Here is a 17,220-nt window from a genome sequence, read left to right on the forward strand (position 1 = left end):
CGTAGCTCAGGCGCCGTGCACCGCTGCGTATTCGCCTGGGGCGCAACCCAGCATAGACCGGAAATCGTTGCTGAAATGCGCCTGGTCGTACCAGCCGTGACGCACGGCCAGCTCGGCCAGGTCGATGCCCGGGTGGGTTTCGATGTCCAGCGCCGCCCGCTGCAACCGGTAGCGGCAGAGCACCCACTTCATCGGCACCCCGACATACCGTTTGAACACCTTCTGTGTGGTGCGCGCACTCCACGGCGCCCGGGCGGCCACCTGCTCGACCCGGCGGACGTCGGCATCGTCGCGGATGCCGTCGAGCAGGGTGCGCAGAGCCCGGTAGGTGGGATCCGGCTGACCTCGGTGAGAGCTGATCGCGTCATCGAGTTGTGTTGCGGCACAATCACGATCGTCCTCAATCCGCAGCGGCGCCCCGAACAGGTCCCCAACCGGCACCGTCTGCCCGGTGTACGCCGAGGCGTCGTGATCGAAGCGCGCCGCGAATCCGCCGGGATGGAACCGGGCCCCCACCACGGTGCCGCGACCGTGCAGCGTTGTCCGGAAGACGCTGGCCACCACCCCGTGGGCCAGGGTGTTCGGTAGCGGGTGGCCGTGCCGCGGCCCGTCGGTGCCCCACTCGTGGGTCAGGTGCATGGCGGGAAAGGAGATGACGGTGCTGTGGTGCTCCTGCCCGGGTGGCAGGTCCCAGCGCACCGACCAGAAGTGCTCTACGTACTCGGCGGCTGCGGTCGACGGCGCCCACCGGGACAGTTCGAAGGCATCTGCGGAGTGCGCCCGCCCGACGATCCCGAGTTGCGGCGCGTTTTTCCAAGCCGTCACGCACCGATTCTAGAAACACTGGACCGCATGAGCGTGTCACCGATCCCCGACGGCTACACCAGCCTGACCCCCTTCATCGTGGTCGACGGCGCTGCCGCCGCGATCGACTTCTACACCTCGGTGTTCGGAGCACAGCTCCTGGAGAAGATGGACACCCCGGACGGCCTGATCGCCCACGCCGAACTCGACTTCGGTCACGGCCGGCTGCAACTGTCGGACCCCAACCCGCAGTTCGGTCTGGCCGCAGCCCCGGCGGCCGACACCAGCAGCCATTCGATCGTGCTGTACTGCACCGATGCCGACGCTGTGGTGACCCGCGCCGAAGCTGCCGGCGCCACCATCCGCGAACCGCTCTCGACCTTTGCCACCGGCGACCGCTACGCATCGCTGGTGGACCCGTTCGGGCAGCGGTGGGCGGTGATGACCCGCGTCGAAGAGGTCAGCGCGCAGGAGCGCGAGCGCCGGCTGGCCGAGTGGTCGGCCGAGAACCTCTGAGGGGCTTCGCTACCGTGGCGGGATGTCTTGTGTGTTCTGCGCCATCGTCGCCGGTGCGGCCGACGCCATCCGGGTCTACGAGGACGACGACTACCTGGCGTTTCTCGACATCCGGCCGATCGTCCGCGGCCACACCCTGGTGGTCCCCAAGACCCACAGCGTCGACCTCACCGACACTCCGGCCGACACGGTCGCCGGGCTGGTGAGGGTGGGTCAGCGGATCGGGCAGGCCGCGCGCCACTCGGAGTTGGCCGCCGACGGCAACAACATCGTGATCAATGACGGCAAGGCCGCGTTCCAGACGGTGTTCCACATCCATCTGCACGTGGCGCCCCGTCTCGACGGCGACAAACTGTCTTTCGCCAAGGGACTGGTGGTGCGCAAGGACCCCGACCGGGAGGGCACCGGCCGCATCCTGCGGGATGCGCTGGCGCGACTGCCCTGATTCACGGCGTCAACGCGCCGGCCAGTAACGCCGCTGCCGGGCCCTCGGGCGCCTGTCGCCGGTGCCACAGCGTGAGCAGCAGGTCAGCGGCCGGGAGGGCGAGGGTGACCTGGTCGCCGTGCCCGACGGTGACCGCGGGTCTGTCGAGGTCGGTCGCCTCCAGCCGCAGGGCGGCCGGCAACGGCGGCGTCCGGCCGAGCGCCACCTGGCGCGGATAGAACACCTCAGCCACCTCGGCCACGCCGTCCCACGCCAGCGCCGGGTCCAGGTTGTCGTCGATACCCTGCGCCGACAGCAGATCCCAGGTGTGCACCACTGTCTCGTGCATCTGGCGCCGGATCCAGAACGCGACGTTCCCGGGTCCGGACACCGGTCCGAACACCCAGGCCGGGGCGTCCGGACCGGCCGCCATCAGGGTCTCCACCAGATTCTCGGCCTGCTCGGAATACCACTGCCGCAACGACTCCCGCGGTACGCCGGCACCGGCCGGCGTCCCGTCACCGGTGTCGGCGCCCACCCGCCCGGCCGCCCAGCTGTGGATACCGCCGAGGTGGCGGACCAGGTCGTCGACGGTCCACGACGGACAGGACGGCACCGCGGCGCCCAGGTCGGAGGTGTCGAGGATGGTGGCGAACCGGCGCGTCGCCTCGGCCAGGGCGTCGGTGGAGAGCACGGGTCGTATTGTCGAGCCACCGGCCGCTGGAGACGATGGGCAAAACTGCCAACCATCGTCGAGATCCGGACAGTTCAGCCCAGCGGTAGCGCGGGGTTGGCCGAATCCAGGTGCTCGACGGTGGTGAACACCAACTCCTCGGTGCCCACGTTCTCGATGTCATGCAGCAGGAACTCTCCCGCGGCGAAGGAGAAGTGCCGGGTCTCGCCGGCGTTGTAGGACACCTCGCGCGTGGTGCCGTCGGAGGTGTGCTGGCGGCTGCGGCCGGCGTTCACCGCGGTCCAGAAGTAGTCCAGCACGTGCCGGTGGGTGTGGAACCGCTGCCCCGGCGCCAGCCGGATCTCCCAGACCCGCACCCGTTCGTTCTGCGACAGCAGCCGGGACCCGACGTGCCCATCGTAGGCATACGTCTCGAACTCGGCTTTCAGCTCGTCGCTCCAGCCCTCGAAGTTCTGGGCGACCAGCACGCCGGCCAGCGGGGCATCAGTGAGGTATTCGGTGGTCATGTTGGTTCTCCTTGTGTTGTGGGCGAAATCGCTACTTGCCGGGGGCGTAGAGGCCGAAGCGCAGGTCGGGATCGCCGGGGGTCCACGTGCAGTCGAACTGCGACCGGGTGCCCATCGCCTTGACCCGCTGCAGCAGCCGCTGCCCGAGTTCCAGCTGCCCCGGCTCCCATTTGGCCAGGGCGTCGGCGATGTCGTCGGCCTCGGCCAGGGCATCGAACAGCGCCCAGGCATTGGCGGCGGCCTTGGCGGTGCCCGCCGCGGCGTGCGGGCGAGCCGCGCTGGCCGCATCACCGATCAGCGCCACCCGGCCCATCGCCATCCGGCTGGTCCCGGCGTCGTAGACCGCCTGCAGGTAGGGCTGCTCGGTGCGCACCACCACCTCGGCGGCCGCCGGCGCCAGCAGTGCGATTGCTGCTGAGCGCATCTCGTCGACGAACCGGTCCTGGACCGCACCCGGGTGCAGGGACACCTTGGCGGCGAAGCCCCGCTTGTCGGTCATCAGCTCGTCGAGCTCGTGTCCTTCGGCCACGTTGCGGTACCAGACGTAGTTCAGCAGCCGCTCACCGACGGCCAAACCGCCCTCGTTGGACGGGATCGGGTAGACGTTGATGTGGGTGTGCGGAGCCACGCTGTAGGAGATCGCGTCGTGCAGGAGTTCGAATGTCTCCGGCGAGACGTCCTTTTCGAGCACGGTGCCGCGCCAACCGACGTAGCCGGAGTATTCGAGTTCGGACTCCGGGGAGATCTTGCGCCGGCTCGGCGAGGTGATGCCGTCGGCGAAGACCACCAGGTCGGCCCGTTCCCGCAGCCCGGAGGCGAAGCGCACCTCCACACCGCGGTCGTCCTCCTCGAACCCGGCGGCGTACTCCCCCAGGTGGTAGTGCTCGGTGCCGAAGTCGGCGAGCAGCGCCCGGTAGAAGGTGCCCCACGAGGTGTAGCTCCAGGGTGCGTTGTCGCGGTGCAGGATGGTGTTGTCGGAGTCCAGGTACTGCACGTAATGCGTTGAGGTGCTGACCTGTTCGGGATGCTGGGTACTGCATTCGGCGAACCAGCGGATGGTGTCGGGCTGCAGGACGATCCCGCCGCCGCGACCGTCGAGGCTGGTGGGGGTGCGCTCGTAGACGTCGACGTCGAACCCGAGGCGGCGCAGCAACAGTGCCGCGGTCAGGCCTCCGATCGAGCCGCCGACGACGATGGCCCGGCTTCCGGTCCAGTCGTGGCGGGCGTTGACTGCCTCAGACATGGGTGTCTCCTTCGAGATCGAGGAACCGTCGCGCGTTGGCCTCCAGAACGTCGTCGTCCAGGCCCACGCTGTGGGGAAGATCAAGCGGCCGTTCGACACCCATGTCGAACGGATAGTCACTGCCGCACACCAGGTGTGTGGGGTCGGCATGGGCGCGCAGCAGCTCGAGTGCCGGCCCGTCGTGGGTCAGGGTGTCGAACCACAACTTGGCGAAGCCGTCCCGCGGTGCGGCGGTGCCGGCGCTGCGCACATCGGCGCGGGCCTGCCAGCCGTGCTGCCAGCGACCCACCAGCGCGGGCGCGCAGCCGCCGCCGTGCAGCATCGCGATGCGCAGGTCCGGATGCTGTTCCAGCACCCCGCCCAGCACCAGAGCTGCTGCGGCCGTGGCCGTCTCGGTGGGATTGCCGATCAGGTTGACCAGGTAGTAGGACGTCCACTCGGGGCGCGGCAGTTGCATCGGATGCACCAGCACCGCCAGGTTCTCCTCGGCGGCGATGCCCACGATGTCGCGCATCGGACCCCGGTCGAAGGACTCGTTGCCCAGCAGCGGCGGGACCGCGATACCGCGGATGGCCGGGTCGAAGGTGGCCATCTGCTTGCGGGCGGCGTCGGGATCGTGCAGCGACACCAGACCCAGGCCCAGCAGCCGGCCGTCGCTGTCGTGGCACACCTGGGCCAGCGCGTCGTTGAACGCACCCACGTACCCGTCGACCCCGGGGTCGTCGGTCACCGGGAAGGCGAACGGCGGCGCGGAGAGCACCCGCGATCCCAGCCCGGCGGCGTCGGTGTCGGCGAGCACCCGCTGCGGGTCACTCATCGCGTCGGTGGCGATGGACAGCGGCAGCTCACCGAGATGCAGTTGCCCGTCGCGGCCGTTGAGTGCCGGCAGCGGTGAACCCGGTGGCAGACCGAACAGCTCCTGCGGCAGCCAGTGCGCGTGCACGTCGATGGCGCCGGAGCGGATCATGCTGCACTCCCCTGCGCCACCTGCGCGGCCTCCAGCTTCTCGAACCGGGCCAGCACCTCGGCCTGCAGCATGGCCACGGCGGGGTCGGAGGCCCGGCGGGGACGGGGCAGGTCGACGTCGATGATCTCGTGGACGCGTCCGCCCGGCTCGAGAACGATGATGCGGTCCGACAATTGGACGGCCTCGGTGACGTCGTGGGTGACGAACATGACGGTGCGGCGCGACTCCAGCCAGATGCGCTCCAGATGTTCGCGCAGGGTGCGGGACGTCATCGCATCCAGGTGGCTGAACGGCTCGTCCATCAGCAGCACGTCGGGTTCGACGGCGAAGGCGCGGGCGATGCCGATGCGCTGCTGCTGGCCGCCGGAGAGTTGGGACGGGTAGCGGTCGGCGCAGTGTGACAGGCCCACCAGGTCCAGGTAGTGCTTGGCGCGGTCCTGCCAGCCGGGCCGCTCGTGTTGCACGAAGCCGAGATTGGCCATCACGGTGCGCCACGGCAGCAGCCGCGGATCCTGGAAGACGTATCCCACCCGGGCGTCCCGGCTGCCCGAGCGCAGGCTGACGGTGCCCGAGGTGTGGGTCTCGATGCCGGAGACGATGTTCAGCAGGGTGGTCTTGCCACTGCCGGACGGGCCGACGACGGAGACGAACGTCTCGCCGGAGATGGTGAGGTCGATGTTGTCGATGACGCGGGTGCGGTTGCCCTTGCGGTCGTGGTAGTCCTTGACCAGATCGCGGATTTCGATGGACGCCATGGGTTTTCTCTCTTTCAGACCGTGCGCCAGCGGGTGGCGTACTTTTCGATGGGGCCGAGGATCAGCAGGTCGGCGATGACGAGCACCAAGATGAACACCAGCACCCAGGCGAAGAAGCCGTCGAGTTGGTTGGCGTCATACCAGTAGCGTGACCGCCACCCGACCCCGGAGGTGGAGCCGAACCACTCGGCCAGCAACAGGCCGTTCCACGCGCTCATGATGGCGAAGCGCACCGCGGCCACGGTGGATCCGGCCACCGCCGGCGCCACGATGTGACGCAGGATGTAGGAGCTGGGCACCCCGAAAGACCGTGCCATCAAGACCAGTTCGGCGGGTACGGCGCGGGTGGCCTTGGCGATGTTGACCACCACGAACGGCAGTCCGGACAGGAACACCGTGACCACCGGGGTGAGCCAGCCGAAGCCGAACCACATGGTGGTCAGCAGCGCCCAGATCACCGCGGGTATGGCCAGTCCGGCGGCGTTGAGGTCGGAGAAGGCCAGGTCTGCGAGTTTCGACATGCCCATGAGCACGCCCAGGGCGGTACCGACCACCAGCGCCAGCACCAGGCCGAGGGCAAATCGGTTGGCCGACAACGCCAGGTTGTGCCAGAGTTCGCCGGCGGCGGCCTCGCCGGCCAGGCGTTCGACGGTCAGGGCCGCCGACGGCACGCGGTTGCCGACCACCACCGCGATCTGCCACACCGCCAGGATGCTGAGTACGGAGGCGATGATGGCCACGGCCGAGGAGCCCTGGGCCTTCACCTGCCGGGTCAAGGTGGTCATGCGAGGTCCTTCCGCCAGGCGAAGAAGCGGGCCTCGGCGTAGGCCAGGCCGCGTTCGATCAGGATCATGGTGATGATGAACAGCCCGGTCCAGGCCAGCATGTCGGCCACCTGGAACTCCTGGTAGGCCTTGCGGATCATGAAGCCCACGCCGTCGCTGGCGCCGAACACCTCGGTGAGGGCCTCCACCTTCCACGCCATCGCGAAGCCGTAGCGCACACCGGCGAACACGAAGGTGGCCAGGGCGGGCAGATACAGATGGCGCAGCACGTCGCGCCGGTTGCGCTCGAAGGCCTGGCACATCGCCAGCAGGTTGCCGTCCACCGAGCGCACGCCTTCGGCCACGTTGATGGCGATGAACGGGGTGGCCACCAGAGCGGACACCACGATGGGGCCGCCGGCACCGACCCCGAAGATCAGCAGGCCGAACACCGCATAGGTCAGGCCCGGCATGTTGCCGAGCACGAACAGCGGCAGCGAGAAGTAGGTGGTCATGAACCGGCTGCGGCCCATCGCAAAGCCGACGACCAGCCCCACCACCATCGCGATCAGGAAGCCCGCCACGATCTTGGCGATGCTGGAGGCGAAGTTGGTGAAAGCCGCTCCAGACACCGTGATCTCGATGATCTGTTCGCCGACGGCCAGCGGTGCGGGCAGGATCGGGTCATCGATCCAGGCGGCGATGGCAGCCCAGGCGGCCACCGCGAGCACCAGCGCGACGCCGGAGACCAGCCACCGCCGGGGACCCCTGGATGGTCTGGATTTCGGCTCGTCGGGCACGCGCACCGGCGCCGAGATCGTCTGCGTCACTGCTGGACTCCTTCGGTGGGGAGGAACTGGGGATCGGCAATCTCGTCGCCGATGATGCCGGTGCTGCGCATCAGGTCGAAGATCGAGCTCTCGTCGTCGGCCCACTGCTGGTCGAAGCGCACGTCGTCGACCACCCAGTCATGTTCGGCCACATACTGTTTCATGAACTCGATGTCCTCGGGCGTGGCGACAGCGAAGTGCTGGGGGTAGCGTTCGATCATCTCGTCGCGATGACCCTGCCACTCGGCCAGGCCGAGCTCCCACAGGTCCAGGAACGCCGACACCTCTTTGGGGTGTTCTTCCACCCACTCCTTGCGGGCGACGAAGACGTTGCCCATCGGACCGTCGTGGCCGGGCGCGTTGAGCTCGGCGAACAGGTCGGCCGAGGATTTGCCGTCGTAGAGCGGGCGCACGGCGCCGTCACGCAGTTCCCGCGCGGACAGGTCCGGATAGCAGATGCAGGCGTCGATCTCGCCGCGCGCCAACAGGTTCGACAGGTTCTGGATGTCGGCCACCACGATCTCGAAGTCGGATCCCGAGCCCTGCTCGTCGACGAGGTTCATGTCGTGCATCTGCTTGATCAGCGCGCTCCACACCAGGGTGCCCGACACGGTGGTGAACACGCCGATGCGCTTGCCGCGCAGATCCGCCACGGACTGCGCCGGGTCATCGGCGCGCACCAGGAAACGGCTGCGCTCGGCGTTGTAGCGGCCGATGATGACGGTCTCGCGCTGCGTCTGCTCCTCGAGATAGGGCACCTCGAAGGACGCGGTGGAGATGATGTCTGCGTGCCCGCCGGCAAACAGGCCGAATTCGTCCCAGGTGGCGCTGGTCTCGATGGTGTAGCCGGTCTGCTCCTCCCACTCGTCGACCAGGCCGGTGTCGTGCATGTAGTCCCAGATGGGGTCCGGCGCGAACGTGAAGCGGATCTCACCGTCCTGTGCGGCCCGCGACGACGCCGGCCCACCGAGCCCGGCCGAGCAGCCGCTGGTGAAGATCGTCGTCGCGACGGCGGCCAGTGCCATGGCCACCTGCGTGTGCCTCCTCATGGGCACCTCCTCGTGAGTCTTGTGACGGCTGTCACCGTCGGAGACCACGATGCGTGACGGAGGACACTCGCAGCAATGTCTGCGCACACACACTTATGCTGGTTTGTGTGTCCACAGAAACACAGCATCCTCCCCTGGAACGGTGGCTGGACGCCTTGGCCGGCATCGGGGAGGCGGTGGGTGGGGACGAACCCGTCACCGACCTGCTGAACCGCGTCGCCCGCACCGCTTGCACACTGCTGGGCTACGACTTCTGCGCGGTGTTCCTGCCCGACGACAGCCGCCACGCGCTGACCATCGTCGGCTACCACGGCCTGTCCCCCGAGTACGTCGCGAAGGTCAACGCCCAGCGGCCCATCCTGCTCGACGAGTCCGGCGGCGAGGAGGCACCCACCAGCGTCGCGTTCCGCACCGGCGATGTGGTGGCCCTCGAGGACATCGAGTCGATGCCCGGCATCGGCCCGTGGGGCGGGGTGGCCCACGAGCAGGGCTACCGGGCGCTGGTCTCGGTGCCGCTGCGCCGCGGTGGCCGCGTCGTGGGCGCCCTCAACGGCTACCACGCGCAGCCGCACCACTTCGACCACGCCGAGATCAGCCTGGTGAACGCCATGGCCACCCAGGTGGCGATCGCACTGGGCACCGCCCAGCTGCGCGCCAGTGAGCAGAACACCATCCGCGAACTGCGCCGCTCGGAGGAAGTGCACACCCTTCTGACCGCCATCGCGCTGCGGGGAGAAGGGGTGGGTGGTGTCGCCGCGGCGCTGGCCGAGCTGCTGGGTCACGACGTCCTGATCGAGGACATCTACGGCGAGCGATTGGCCGGCGGGTTCACCGAGCCGCGCCCCGAGGCCGCCGCCACCGAGGTGATGCTGGACGGAAAAGTGCTGGCCCACATCCGCATCGACGCCGACGCCCAGGATCTGTCGCGCCTGGATGTGCGCGCGGCCGAGCAGGCCGCGGTGGTCACCGCGCTGGAGCTGCTGCGCGCCCGCACCGCCGCCGAGGTGGAGCAGCGGTTGCGCGGGTCCCTGGTCGCCGACCTGCTGGCCGCCGGCTCCGACGTCGAGGCGCTGCTGGACCGGGCCCGGCGGCTGGGCTGGGATCTGTCGGGACCGCAGCACCTGGTGGCGCTGCGCTGCGCCGGCCCGCGCGACCGGTTACTGGCCGCGGCCGATCGCGTGGTCTCCCGGGTGTCACCGCGGCCACTGGCGGCGATCCACCGCGACGACCTGGTGCTGGTGTGGTCTCCGACCGCAGGCGACGTGGCCGTGTTCGCGGCACAGCTGATGGGGGCGCTGGTGAGCGCGGGCACCGCGGCAGGCGCGGTGGCCGCGGTGACCGGCGCCGAGCCGCCCGCCGGTCTGCCCACCCTGTTCCGCACCGTGCGGGGAGCGTTGAACGTCGCCGACGCGGACGCCGGCCTGATCGATCTGCGCGAGGCCGCCATCGACCATCTGCTGCTACAACTCGACGACCCGGCCGCGCTGCGGGATTTCGCGGATTCCACGCTGGGCCCGGCGCTGCGCTATGACCGCGAGAACGGCACCGAGCTGCTGCGCACCGCCCGGGTGCTGCTGGAGCAGGACCTGGACCGCCACGCCACCGCCGCGCAGCTGCATCTGCATCCCAACACGGTGGCCCAGCGAGTGCGTCGACTCGAAGGGCTGACCGACCTGAAGCTCGCCAAACCCCGTGACCTGCTGCGGCTGACGTCGGCCTTGACCGTCGCGCGCATCATCGGGCTGGGCTGACAGACTGGAGCGCATGAGTTTGTCGCCCCTGGAGAAGATCGGCCTGCGGCTGTTGCGTGTGCATGACGTGATCTATCAGAAGAGCGGCGGCCGGATCGGGCACCGGCTGCCTGGCGCTCCGCCCAGCCTGCTGCTGCACTCGGTGGGCGCCAAGACCGGCGCGGCGCGGGTGAACACCTTGACCTATGCCACCGACGGCGGGCGGTACCTGATCGTCGCCTCCAACGGCGGCGCCAACAGGTACCCGGCCTGGTACCACAACCTCAAGGCCCACCCCGACGTCGAGATCAACGTCGGGACACAGCGTTTCGCGGTGCACGCCGACATCCTGCTGCCGGAGCACCCGGAGTACGCGCGGCTGTGGCAGGTGGTCAACGCCAACAACTCCGATCGCTACACCAACTACCAGCAGCGCACCGACCGGCCCATCGCGATCATCGCGCTGCGTCCGGTGTAGTCGCCAACCGGAATGCGTTGAGCCCGGGCATCGTTGTCTGCCGAGACGGACACGGGTAGCGACGGGAGAGGCCGCGGGTGCGACGCTGGGAAATGGACGGTATCGGTCGGCACCATCTGAGATTGCGCGACGTGGACATTCCCGAGCCGGCACCCGGGGAGATCCTGGTGCGGGTGTCCGCCGTGTCCTTGAACTACCGCGACAAGATGGTCATCGAAACCGGGCGCGGACTGGACCTGCGTTTCCCGTTCACCCCGGGTTCCGACCTGGCGGGAACCGTTGCGCGCGTAGGCGAAAACGTGACGCGCTTCGAGGTCGGTGAGCGGGTGATCTCCACGTTCACCCCCGATTGGCGCGACGGCACCCGCGGCGGAAGCGCCCGCACCCCTTCCTATCGCACCCTCGGGGGTTTCTACCCCGGTGTGCTGGCCGAGTACGTGAGCTTGTCCGAGGAGTGGTTCGTCTCGGCTCCCGACACCGTGTCCGCAGAGCAGGCCAGCACGTTGCCGTGTGCGGGGGTGACCGCCTGGTTCGCACTCGTCGAGCGGGGGCGGGTCCACGCCGGCGAAACAGTCCTGGTGGAGGGCACGGGCGGGGTGTCGTTGTTCGGCATCCAGATCGCCAAGGCCCATGGCGCCCGTGTCATCGTCTCCGGGAGCGCGGCCAAGCTGGACCGGGCGCGGGCCCTGGGCGCCGACGATGTGGTCGACCGGCAGGACCCCGACTGGGTGTCCACCATCTACTCACTCACCGGTGACCACGGCGCCGACCACGTGCTGGAGATCGTCGGTGGCGCGCACCTCGGCGCGGCCGTCGAGGTCGCGGCCGTAGGCGGCAGGATCCATCAGATCGGCGCACTGGAGGGCTTTGAGATCAGCGCACCCGCAATGCCGCTGATGTTGAAAGACGTGGTGATCCACGGCATCGGCACCGGCCACCGCCGCGCACTGGAGGACCTGGTGGCAGCGGTGGACCGGGTCGGCATGACACCGACCGTCGACCAGGTCTACCCGATGTCCGAGCTACCGGCGGCCCTGGATCACCTGGACCGCGGGCCGTTCGGCAAGCTCGTCGTCGAGGTGGCGGGCGGAGGTTAGAAGAGTTCCTTGGCAAGCAGTTCCAGCGTCGCCACCCGTGCCGGGGCGGAGGCAGCGGCGGTGCCGCGGAACGCCGACCCCACCGGGTTGATCATCACCTCGTCGACACCGAAGTGTTCGGCGATCTCGCGCACCTGCTCAGCGGCCTCGGCCGGAGCGCCGACGACAGCCCGGGCGCGGCCGTCTTCGATGATGGCGCTCTCCTGGGCGGTGAACTGCATCTGCTCCGCCTCCTCGACGAGATCGACGGCGCGCAAGGGCTTTCCGGTCCGCAGCGTCGACATCATCACCAGCTGCGGCAGCAGCAGGGCGTGCGCTTCCTCGGCGGTGGGGGCCACCGAGGCGTTGACCGTCATGAACGTCACCGGCTCGGCCGCCAGGTCGCTGGGCTGGAACTCCTCGCGATAGGTCGCCAATGCCTCCTCGGTGCCCTGCCCGGCGAAGTGGTGGGCGAACACGTACGGCAGGCCCTTGGCGGCAGCCAGGTGCGCCGAGTACATCGACGAGCCCAGCAGCCACAGCCGCGGCTCACCGGCTGCTGCCGGCGTGGCCTTGAGGACGTACTCCGGGCGCATCAGCTGACGGGGCATCTCCACCCGGACGCCGGTGGCGCTCATCATGGCGGCCACCTCGTCGAGGTAGCGGGGAAAGTTGGCGATGTCGGAGTCGTCGCGACCCGCGGGACCCCGCAGCGCCATCGACGTCACCGGATCCGAACCGGGCGCGCGGCCCAGGCCCAGATCGATGCGCCCGGGGGCCGCGGCCTCCAGCAGCGCGAACTGCTCCGCGACGGCCAGCGGTGCGTGATTGGGCAGCATCACGCCGCCGGAACCGAGCCGGATCTGCCGGGTCTGACCGGCCAGATACGCCAGCACCACGGGCGGGCTGGTGGCCGCCACGGCGGGCATGTTGTGGTGTTCGGCCACCCAGTAGCGGGTGTAACCCAGCTCATCGGCAGCCTGCGCCAGTTCCACCGTGGCAGCCAAGGCGTCAGCGGAGGTCTGGTCGGAGCGAACAGGGACGAGATCGAGCACAGATAACCGCATAACTGGTCCCAACGTCGTCATCCCCTCATTTATTGCGACTTCGGCGCGCAGATAAGCGCTGAGCGGTTACGGGCGCGCCGACATCGCATCGGCCCGGCCGAACACGTCGTCGAGCATCGCGGGTGTCAGTCGGCCGGTGAACATGTTCTGCTGGCTGGGGTGATAGCAGCCGAGCAGCGCCAGCCCCGGCCTGACCTCGAACAGCACGTTGTGTCCGAACTTGGGCCTGCGCGACTCCCCCAGCATCGACAGCGCCACCTGCCAGGCGAAGCCGCCCAGTGCGACCACCACCTGCACGTGCCGGGACACCAGGCGCCACTCGGCCGCCAGCCAGGGCGCGCAGGTCGTGCGCTCCGCCGGGGTGGGCGCGTTGCCCGGCGGCGCGCACCGCACCGGTGCGCTGACGCGGATGGCGGTGGTGTCCAGGCCGTCGGCGGCGTCGACGCTGGTGGGCTGATTGACCAGGCCCACGCGGTACAGCGACGCGAACAACTGGTCACCTGAACGGTCGCCGGTGAACACCCGCCCGGTGCGGTTTGCGCCGTGCGCCGCCGGTGCCAGACCGACGATGAAGATCCGCGGGTTCACCGCACCCCACCCCGGCACCGGGCGGCCCCAGTACGGCTGGTCGGCGAACGCCCGCCGCTTCACCTCGGCCACCTCCTCGCGCCACTGCACCAGTCGCGGGCAGGCCCGGCACACCGAGATCTGCGCATCGAGCTGCTTGAGGGTGCGCGCGTCGGCGGCCAACTGCTCCACCGTGGCGGCGTCGCCGGCCGCCGGCGTGGCCGGGCGGGCCGGATCACCGGGCCAGCCTCGGCCGGCGGGCACCGGCGAGGCAAAGAGCCGACCGGTCCGGGGATGAGGGTGCATCGCTCCATCGTGGCCGAAAACCCATGGCTCCCGTGCGCAGCGCGCTGCTAAGTTCATCCCGCTATGGGCAAGCGCGGACCGGTGTTCACCATCTTGTTCGCCGCGCTGATGGCCGGGACCGGCAACGGCATCTCCATGGTGGCGTTCCCCTGGCTGGTCCTGCAGCGCAACGGCTCGGCCGTCGACGCCTCGATCGTGGCGATGGCCGGCACGCTGCCGCTGCTGGTGGCCACCCTGATCGCCGGAGCCGCCGTGGACTACCTGGGCCGGCGCCGGGTCTCGATGATCTCTGATGGTCTCTCCGCGCTGTCGGTGGCCGCGGTGCCGGTGCTGGCGCTGAGCTTCGGGGTGGACAGTGTGAACGTCGGTGTGCTGGCGGTGCTGGCCGCCCTGGGCGCGTTCTTCGACCCGGCCGGGATGACGGCGCGGGAGACCATGCTGCCCGAGGCGGCCCGCCGGGCGGGCTGGACGCTGGACCACGCCAACAGCGTCTACGAGGCCGTCTTCAACCTGGCCTACATCGTGGGCCCCGGCATCGGCGGCCTGCTGATCGCCACCATCGGCGGCGTCAACACCATGTGGGTGACCGCCGCGGCGTTCGTGTTGTCCATCGCCGCGATTCTCACGCTGCGCCTGGAAGGCGCGGGGAAACCGGACCTCGAGCAGCTGCCGGAGAACGTCTGGGCCGGCATCGTCGAGGGGCTGAAGTTCGTGTGGCACAACAAGGTGCTGCGCGGGCTGGCGTTCGTGGACCTGACCGTGACCGGGCTGTACATGCCGATGGAGAGCGTGCTGTTCCCGAAGTACTTCACCGACCGCAACGAGCCGGCCCACCTGGGTTGGGTGCTGATGGCGCTGTCCCTCGGCGGGCTGATCGGGGCGCTGGGCTACGCGGTGCTGTCGAAGGTGATGAGCAAACGCGCCACGATGTTGACCGCGGTGTCGACGCTCGGGGTCGCGATGACGGTGATCGCGTTCCTGCCGCCGCTGCCGATGATCCTGGCGCTGTGCGCCGTGGTGGGGCTGGTCTACGGCCCGATCGCGCCGATCTACAACTACGTGATGCAGACCCGCGCCCCCGCCCATCTGCGCGGCCGGGTGGTCGGGGTGATGGGATCGCTGGCCTACGCCGCCGGACCGCTGGGGCTGATCCTGGCCGGGCCGCTGGCCGACACCGCCGGGTTACAGGCCACCTTCTTCGCTCTGTCGGCGCCGATGCTGCTGGTCGCCGCCATCGCCTTCGTCATGCCGTCGCTGCGGGAACTGGACCGCGACCCCGGACCTCTAGGATCGTCACTGTGAGCCCCATCACGGAATTGGTCAGCGAACTCCCCGACGGCACCGTCGTCACCGACCCCGACATCGTGGCCGCCTACCGGCAGGATCGCGCCGCCGATCCGGACGCCGGGACGGCGACGGCGGTGATCCGACCGCGCACCACCGAGGAGGTGCAGACGGTCCTGCGCTGGGCGACGCGCCACCGGGTCGCGGTGGTACCCCGCGGTGCGGGCACCGGGCTGTCCGGCGGGTCCACCGCCGTCACCGGTGGGGTGGTGCTGTCCACCGAGAAGATGCGCGACATCACCGTCGACCCGGTGACCCGCACCGCGGTGGTGCAGCCGGGGCTGCTCAATGCCGAGGTCAAGAAGGCCGTCGCGGAGTACGGGCTGTGGTACCCACCGGACCCGTCGTCCTACGAGATCTGCAGCATCGGCGGCAACATCGCCACCAACGCCGGCGGTTTGTGCTGCGTCAAGTACGGCGTCACCACCGACTACGTGCTGGGGCTGCAGGTGGTGCTGGCCGACGGCACCGCGGTGCGCCTGGGTGGGCCGCGCCTCAAAGACGTTGCCGGCCTGAGCCTCACGAAGTTGTTCGTGGGCAGCGAGGGCACCCTGGGGGTGATCACCGAGGTGACGCTGCGCCTGCTACCGCCGCAACCGCACGCGTGCACCGTGGTCGCCAGCTTCTCCTCAGTGCGGGCCGCCTGTGATGCGGTGGGCGCGGTGAGCACCAAGATCCGGCCCGCGATGCTGGAGTTCATGGACGCGGTGTCGATCAATGCCGTCGAGGACAAGCTCAAGATGGGGCTGGACCGTTCCGCGGCCGCCATGCTGGTGGCTGCCTCCGACGAGCGGGGCCCCACCGGCGCGGAGGACGCCGAGTTCATGGCCGCGGTGTTCACCGAACACGGTGCCAGCGAGGTGTTTTCGACAGCCGATCCCGACGAGGGTGAGGCGTTTGTGGCGGCCCGGCGCTTCTGCATCCCGGCGGTGGAGGCCAAGGGGTCGCTGCTGCTCGAGGACGTGGGGGTGCCGCTGTCGGCGCTGGCCGATCTGGTGGCGGGGATCGAGAAGATGGCCGCCGACACCGGGTTGCTGATCTCGGTGATCGCCCACGCCGGCGACGGCAACACCCATCCGCTGATCGTCTACAACCCCGACGACGTGGCCGAGACCGAGCGCGCCAACAAGGCGTTCGGCGACATCATGGACCTGGCGATCAGCCTGGGCGGCACCATCACCGGCGAGCACGGTGTCGGCCGCCTCAAGAAACCGTGGCTGGCAGGCTATCTGGGTCCGGAGGCGATGGAACTGAACCGCCGGATCAAGACCGCGCTCGATCCGGACGGGATTCTGAACCCCGGCGCAGTGGTCTGAGCCGGGCTGCCCGCTCCCACGGCCACGTCATCGCGGCCCACACCAGGATCACGACCACGATCTCGACCACCACGTACAGCGGCCAGGGCCCCAGGAGGTCCAGCACCGACGAGGTGGGCGGCTTGCCGTTGAGGTAGCCGTAGTTGGTGCCGGCGAGGCTGTTGAACCCCAGCGTCAGGGCCACCCAGGCCAGCGCCAGCAAGACCGCGAGCCGGAACTCGGCCCACCGGGGTCGCATGCCTCGACCCCAGGTCAGATAGACGGCGGCCCACACCACCAGCACGTGCAGGGCGAAGAACGTCAGGAACAGGTGGTGCGGGAAGTCCGGGGCACCGTCGCGCGCGGTGCCGATGTCCGGGGTGAGCAGCGCCTGGGAGCTGAGCAGCAGACCCCAGAAGTAGGTGACGCCGAAGGCCCACCGCGCCCCGAACCAGAGTGCCACCGCCGCAATCAATTCCGCGATGTCGCACAGCTGCAGGGGGATCGAGTTCTGGATGTCGAAGCGGACCAGCTTGTAGGCTAGCGCCACCAGGAACACTGCCACGATCACCAGCGCGAAACACCGGCCGAACGTGCGGGCCTGCGCCTCGGTCTGCCGGCGCCCGATCCAGACGAGCGCGCCGGCGCCGATCGTGAACACGGCCAGCACCGTCAGGTGCGACGGCCCGTATGCCACGAACTCTCCGGCTGCGAGAGTCACCATGGCGCCATTGTGACAGTCGGCGCGAGCTCCAGCCAGGAAGCTGAGCATTGACATGTCTGCGATTGTGTCGTACTCATAAGA

19 protein-coding genes are annotated in these 17,220 nt (G+C 69.3%); 7 read left to right on the forward strand and 12 right to left on the reverse strand.

Translation table 11 applies throughout. From position 1 onward, the window contains the following. Positions 1-6: 6 nt before the first annotated feature. Positions 7-825 carry an AraC family transcriptional regulator gene (locus tag G6N58_RS01280; protein WP_115280059.1) on the reverse strand — a complete coding sequence of 273 codons (819 nt, stop codon included), beginning with the start codon at positions 823-825 and terminating at the stop codon, positions 7-9. A 27-nt stretch (positions 826-852) separates the two neighbouring features. On the opposite strand from G6N58_RS01280, the gene G6N58_RS01285 reads away from it, so the two are divergent. Further along, positions 853-1,320, forward strand: a complete 468-nt coding sequence (locus G6N58_RS01285) for a VOC family protein (protein ID WP_115280058.1) — start codon at positions 853-855, stop codon at positions 1,318-1,320. 22 nt (positions 1,321-1,342) lie between these two features. After that, positions 1,343-1,765, forward strand: a complete 423-nt coding sequence (locus tag G6N58_RS01290; protein WP_115280057.1) for an HIT family protein — start codon at positions 1,343-1,345, stop codon at positions 1,763-1,765. Between the two features lies 1 nt (position 1,766). On the opposite strand, the gene G6N58_RS01295 is transcribed toward G6N58_RS01290, so the two are convergent. The 8 genes from G6N58_RS01295 to G6N58_RS01330 all read right to left on the reverse strand — a co-directional run bounded on the left by G6N58_RS01295 (position 1,767) and on the right by G6N58_RS01330 (position 8,552). Next, entirely contained in the window at positions 1,767-2,438 is a 672-nt protein-coding gene (locus G6N58_RS01295; protein WP_163907817.1) for a maleylpyruvate isomerase N-terminal domain-containing protein, read from the reverse strand. Between the two features lie 74 nt (positions 2,439-2,512). Beyond that, on the reverse strand, positions 2,513-2,944 hold the full coding sequence (locus tag G6N58_RS01300) for a cupin domain-containing protein (protein ID WP_115280055.1): 432 nt from the start codon (positions 2,942-2,944) through the stop codon (positions 2,513-2,515). 31 nt (positions 2,945-2,975) lie between these two features. Next, positions 2,976-4,187, reverse strand: a complete 1,212-nt coding sequence (locus G6N58_RS01305; protein WP_115280054.1) for an FAD binding domain-containing protein — start codon at positions 4,185-4,187, stop codon at positions 2,976-2,978. Next, complete coding sequence (locus G6N58_RS01310; protein WP_115280053.1) at positions 4,180-5,154, reverse strand: amidohydrolase family protein; 975 nt, start codon at positions 5,152-5,154, stop codon at positions 4,180-4,182. Before G6N58_RS01310 ends, G6N58_RS01305 begins: the two co-directional genes overlap by 8 nt. Beyond that, on the reverse strand, positions 5,151-5,909 hold the full coding sequence (locus G6N58_RS01315) for an ABC transporter ATP-binding protein (protein ID WP_115280052.1): 759 nt from the start codon (positions 5,907-5,909) through the stop codon (positions 5,151-5,153). The genes G6N58_RS01310 and G6N58_RS01315 overlap by 4 nt, the downstream gene beginning before the upstream one ends. A gap of 14 nt (positions 5,910-5,923) precedes the next feature. Continuing rightward, a complete protein-coding gene (locus G6N58_RS01320) occupies positions 5,924-6,694 on the reverse strand; it encodes an ABC transporter permease (protein ID WP_068918270.1) in 771 nt (256 codons plus the stop codon). After that, positions 6,691-7,503: an ABC transporter permease gene (locus tag G6N58_RS01325; protein ID WP_115280051.1), complete on the reverse strand. Its 813-nt coding sequence runs from the start codon at positions 7,501-7,503 to the stop codon at positions 6,691-6,693. Before G6N58_RS01325 ends, G6N58_RS01320 begins: the two co-directional genes overlap by 4 nt. Then, the gene (locus G6N58_RS01330) at positions 7,500-8,552 is read right to left on the reverse strand and encodes an ABC transporter substrate-binding protein (protein ID WP_115281898.1); all 1,053 of its coding nucleotides are present in this window, start codon (positions 8,550-8,552) and stop codon (positions 7,500-7,502) included. The genes G6N58_RS01325 and G6N58_RS01330 overlap by 4 nt, the downstream gene beginning before the upstream one ends. A gap of 107 nt (positions 8,553-8,659) precedes the next feature. Here G6N58_RS01330 and G6N58_RS01335 point away from each other — a divergent pair, with 107 nt between their 5' ends. The 3 genes from G6N58_RS01335 (at position 8,660) to G6N58_RS01345 (ending at position 11,857) form a co-directional block, all read left to right on the forward strand. Then, positions 8,660-10,303, forward strand: coding sequence for a helix-turn-helix domain-containing protein (locus G6N58_RS01335; RefSeq protein WP_163907818.1), 1,644 nt, complete (start codon positions 8,660-8,662; stop codon positions 10,301-10,303). Positions 10,304-10,316: 13 nt separating this feature from the next. Then, positions 10,317-10,760 (forward strand): nitroreductase family deazaflavin-dependent oxidoreductase, encoded by a 444-nt coding sequence (locus G6N58_RS01340; protein WP_115280049.1) that lies wholly within the window; start codon positions 10,317-10,319, stop codon positions 10,758-10,760. Between the two features lie 131 nt (positions 10,761-10,891). Continuing rightward, on the forward strand, positions 10,892-11,857 hold the full coding sequence (locus tag G6N58_RS01345) for a zinc-dependent alcohol dehydrogenase family protein (protein WP_232067691.1): 966 nt from the start codon (positions 10,892-10,894) through the stop codon (positions 11,855-11,857). On the opposite strand, the gene G6N58_RS01350 is transcribed toward G6N58_RS01345, so the two are convergent. Continuing rightward, the gene (locus G6N58_RS01350; protein WP_115280047.1) at positions 11,854-12,903 is read right to left on the reverse strand and encodes an LLM class flavin-dependent oxidoreductase; all 1,050 of its coding nucleotides are present in this window, start codon (positions 12,901-12,903) and stop codon (positions 11,854-11,856) included. The genes G6N58_RS01345 and G6N58_RS01350 overlap by 4 nt on opposite strands. Before the next feature lie 66 nt (positions 12,904-12,969). Further along, positions 12,970-13,776, reverse strand: coding sequence for a uracil-DNA glycosylase (locus G6N58_RS01355; RefSeq protein ID WP_115280046.1), 807 nt, complete (start codon positions 13,774-13,776; stop codon positions 12,970-12,972). A gap of 63 nt (positions 13,777-13,839) precedes the next feature. Here G6N58_RS01355 and tap point away from each other — a divergent pair, with 63 nt between their 5' ends. Together tap and G6N58_RS01365 are read left to right on the forward strand one after the other, a co-directional pair. Then, positions 13,840-15,078 (forward strand): multidrug efflux MFS transporter Tap, encoded by a 1,239-nt coding sequence (gene tap, locus G6N58_RS01360; RefSeq protein WP_115280045.1) that lies wholly within the window; start codon positions 13,840-13,842, stop codon positions 15,076-15,078. Beyond that, complete coding sequence (locus G6N58_RS01365; protein ID WP_115280044.1) at positions 15,075-16,436, forward strand: FAD-binding oxidoreductase; 1,362 nt, start codon at positions 15,075-15,077, stop codon at positions 16,434-16,436. The genes tap and G6N58_RS01365 overlap by 4 nt, the downstream gene beginning before the upstream one ends. Here the strand turns inward: G6N58_RS01365 and G6N58_RS01370 are convergent. Then, the gene (locus tag G6N58_RS01370) at positions 16,384-17,139 is read right to left on the reverse strand and encodes a YwaF family protein (RefSeq protein ID WP_115280043.1); all 756 of its coding nucleotides are present in this window, start codon (positions 17,137-17,139) and stop codon (positions 16,384-16,386) included. The two genes, G6N58_RS01365 and G6N58_RS01370, sit on opposite strands and share 53 nt — an antisense overlap. Positions 17,140-17,220: the final 81 nt, after the last annotated feature.

The sequence above is a fragment of the Mycolicibacterium tokaiense genome (assembly GCF_010725885.1).
In the GTDB taxonomy this organism is placed as follows: Bacteria; Actinomycetota; Actinomycetes; order Mycobacteriales; family Mycobacteriaceae; genus Mycobacterium; species Mycobacterium tokaiense.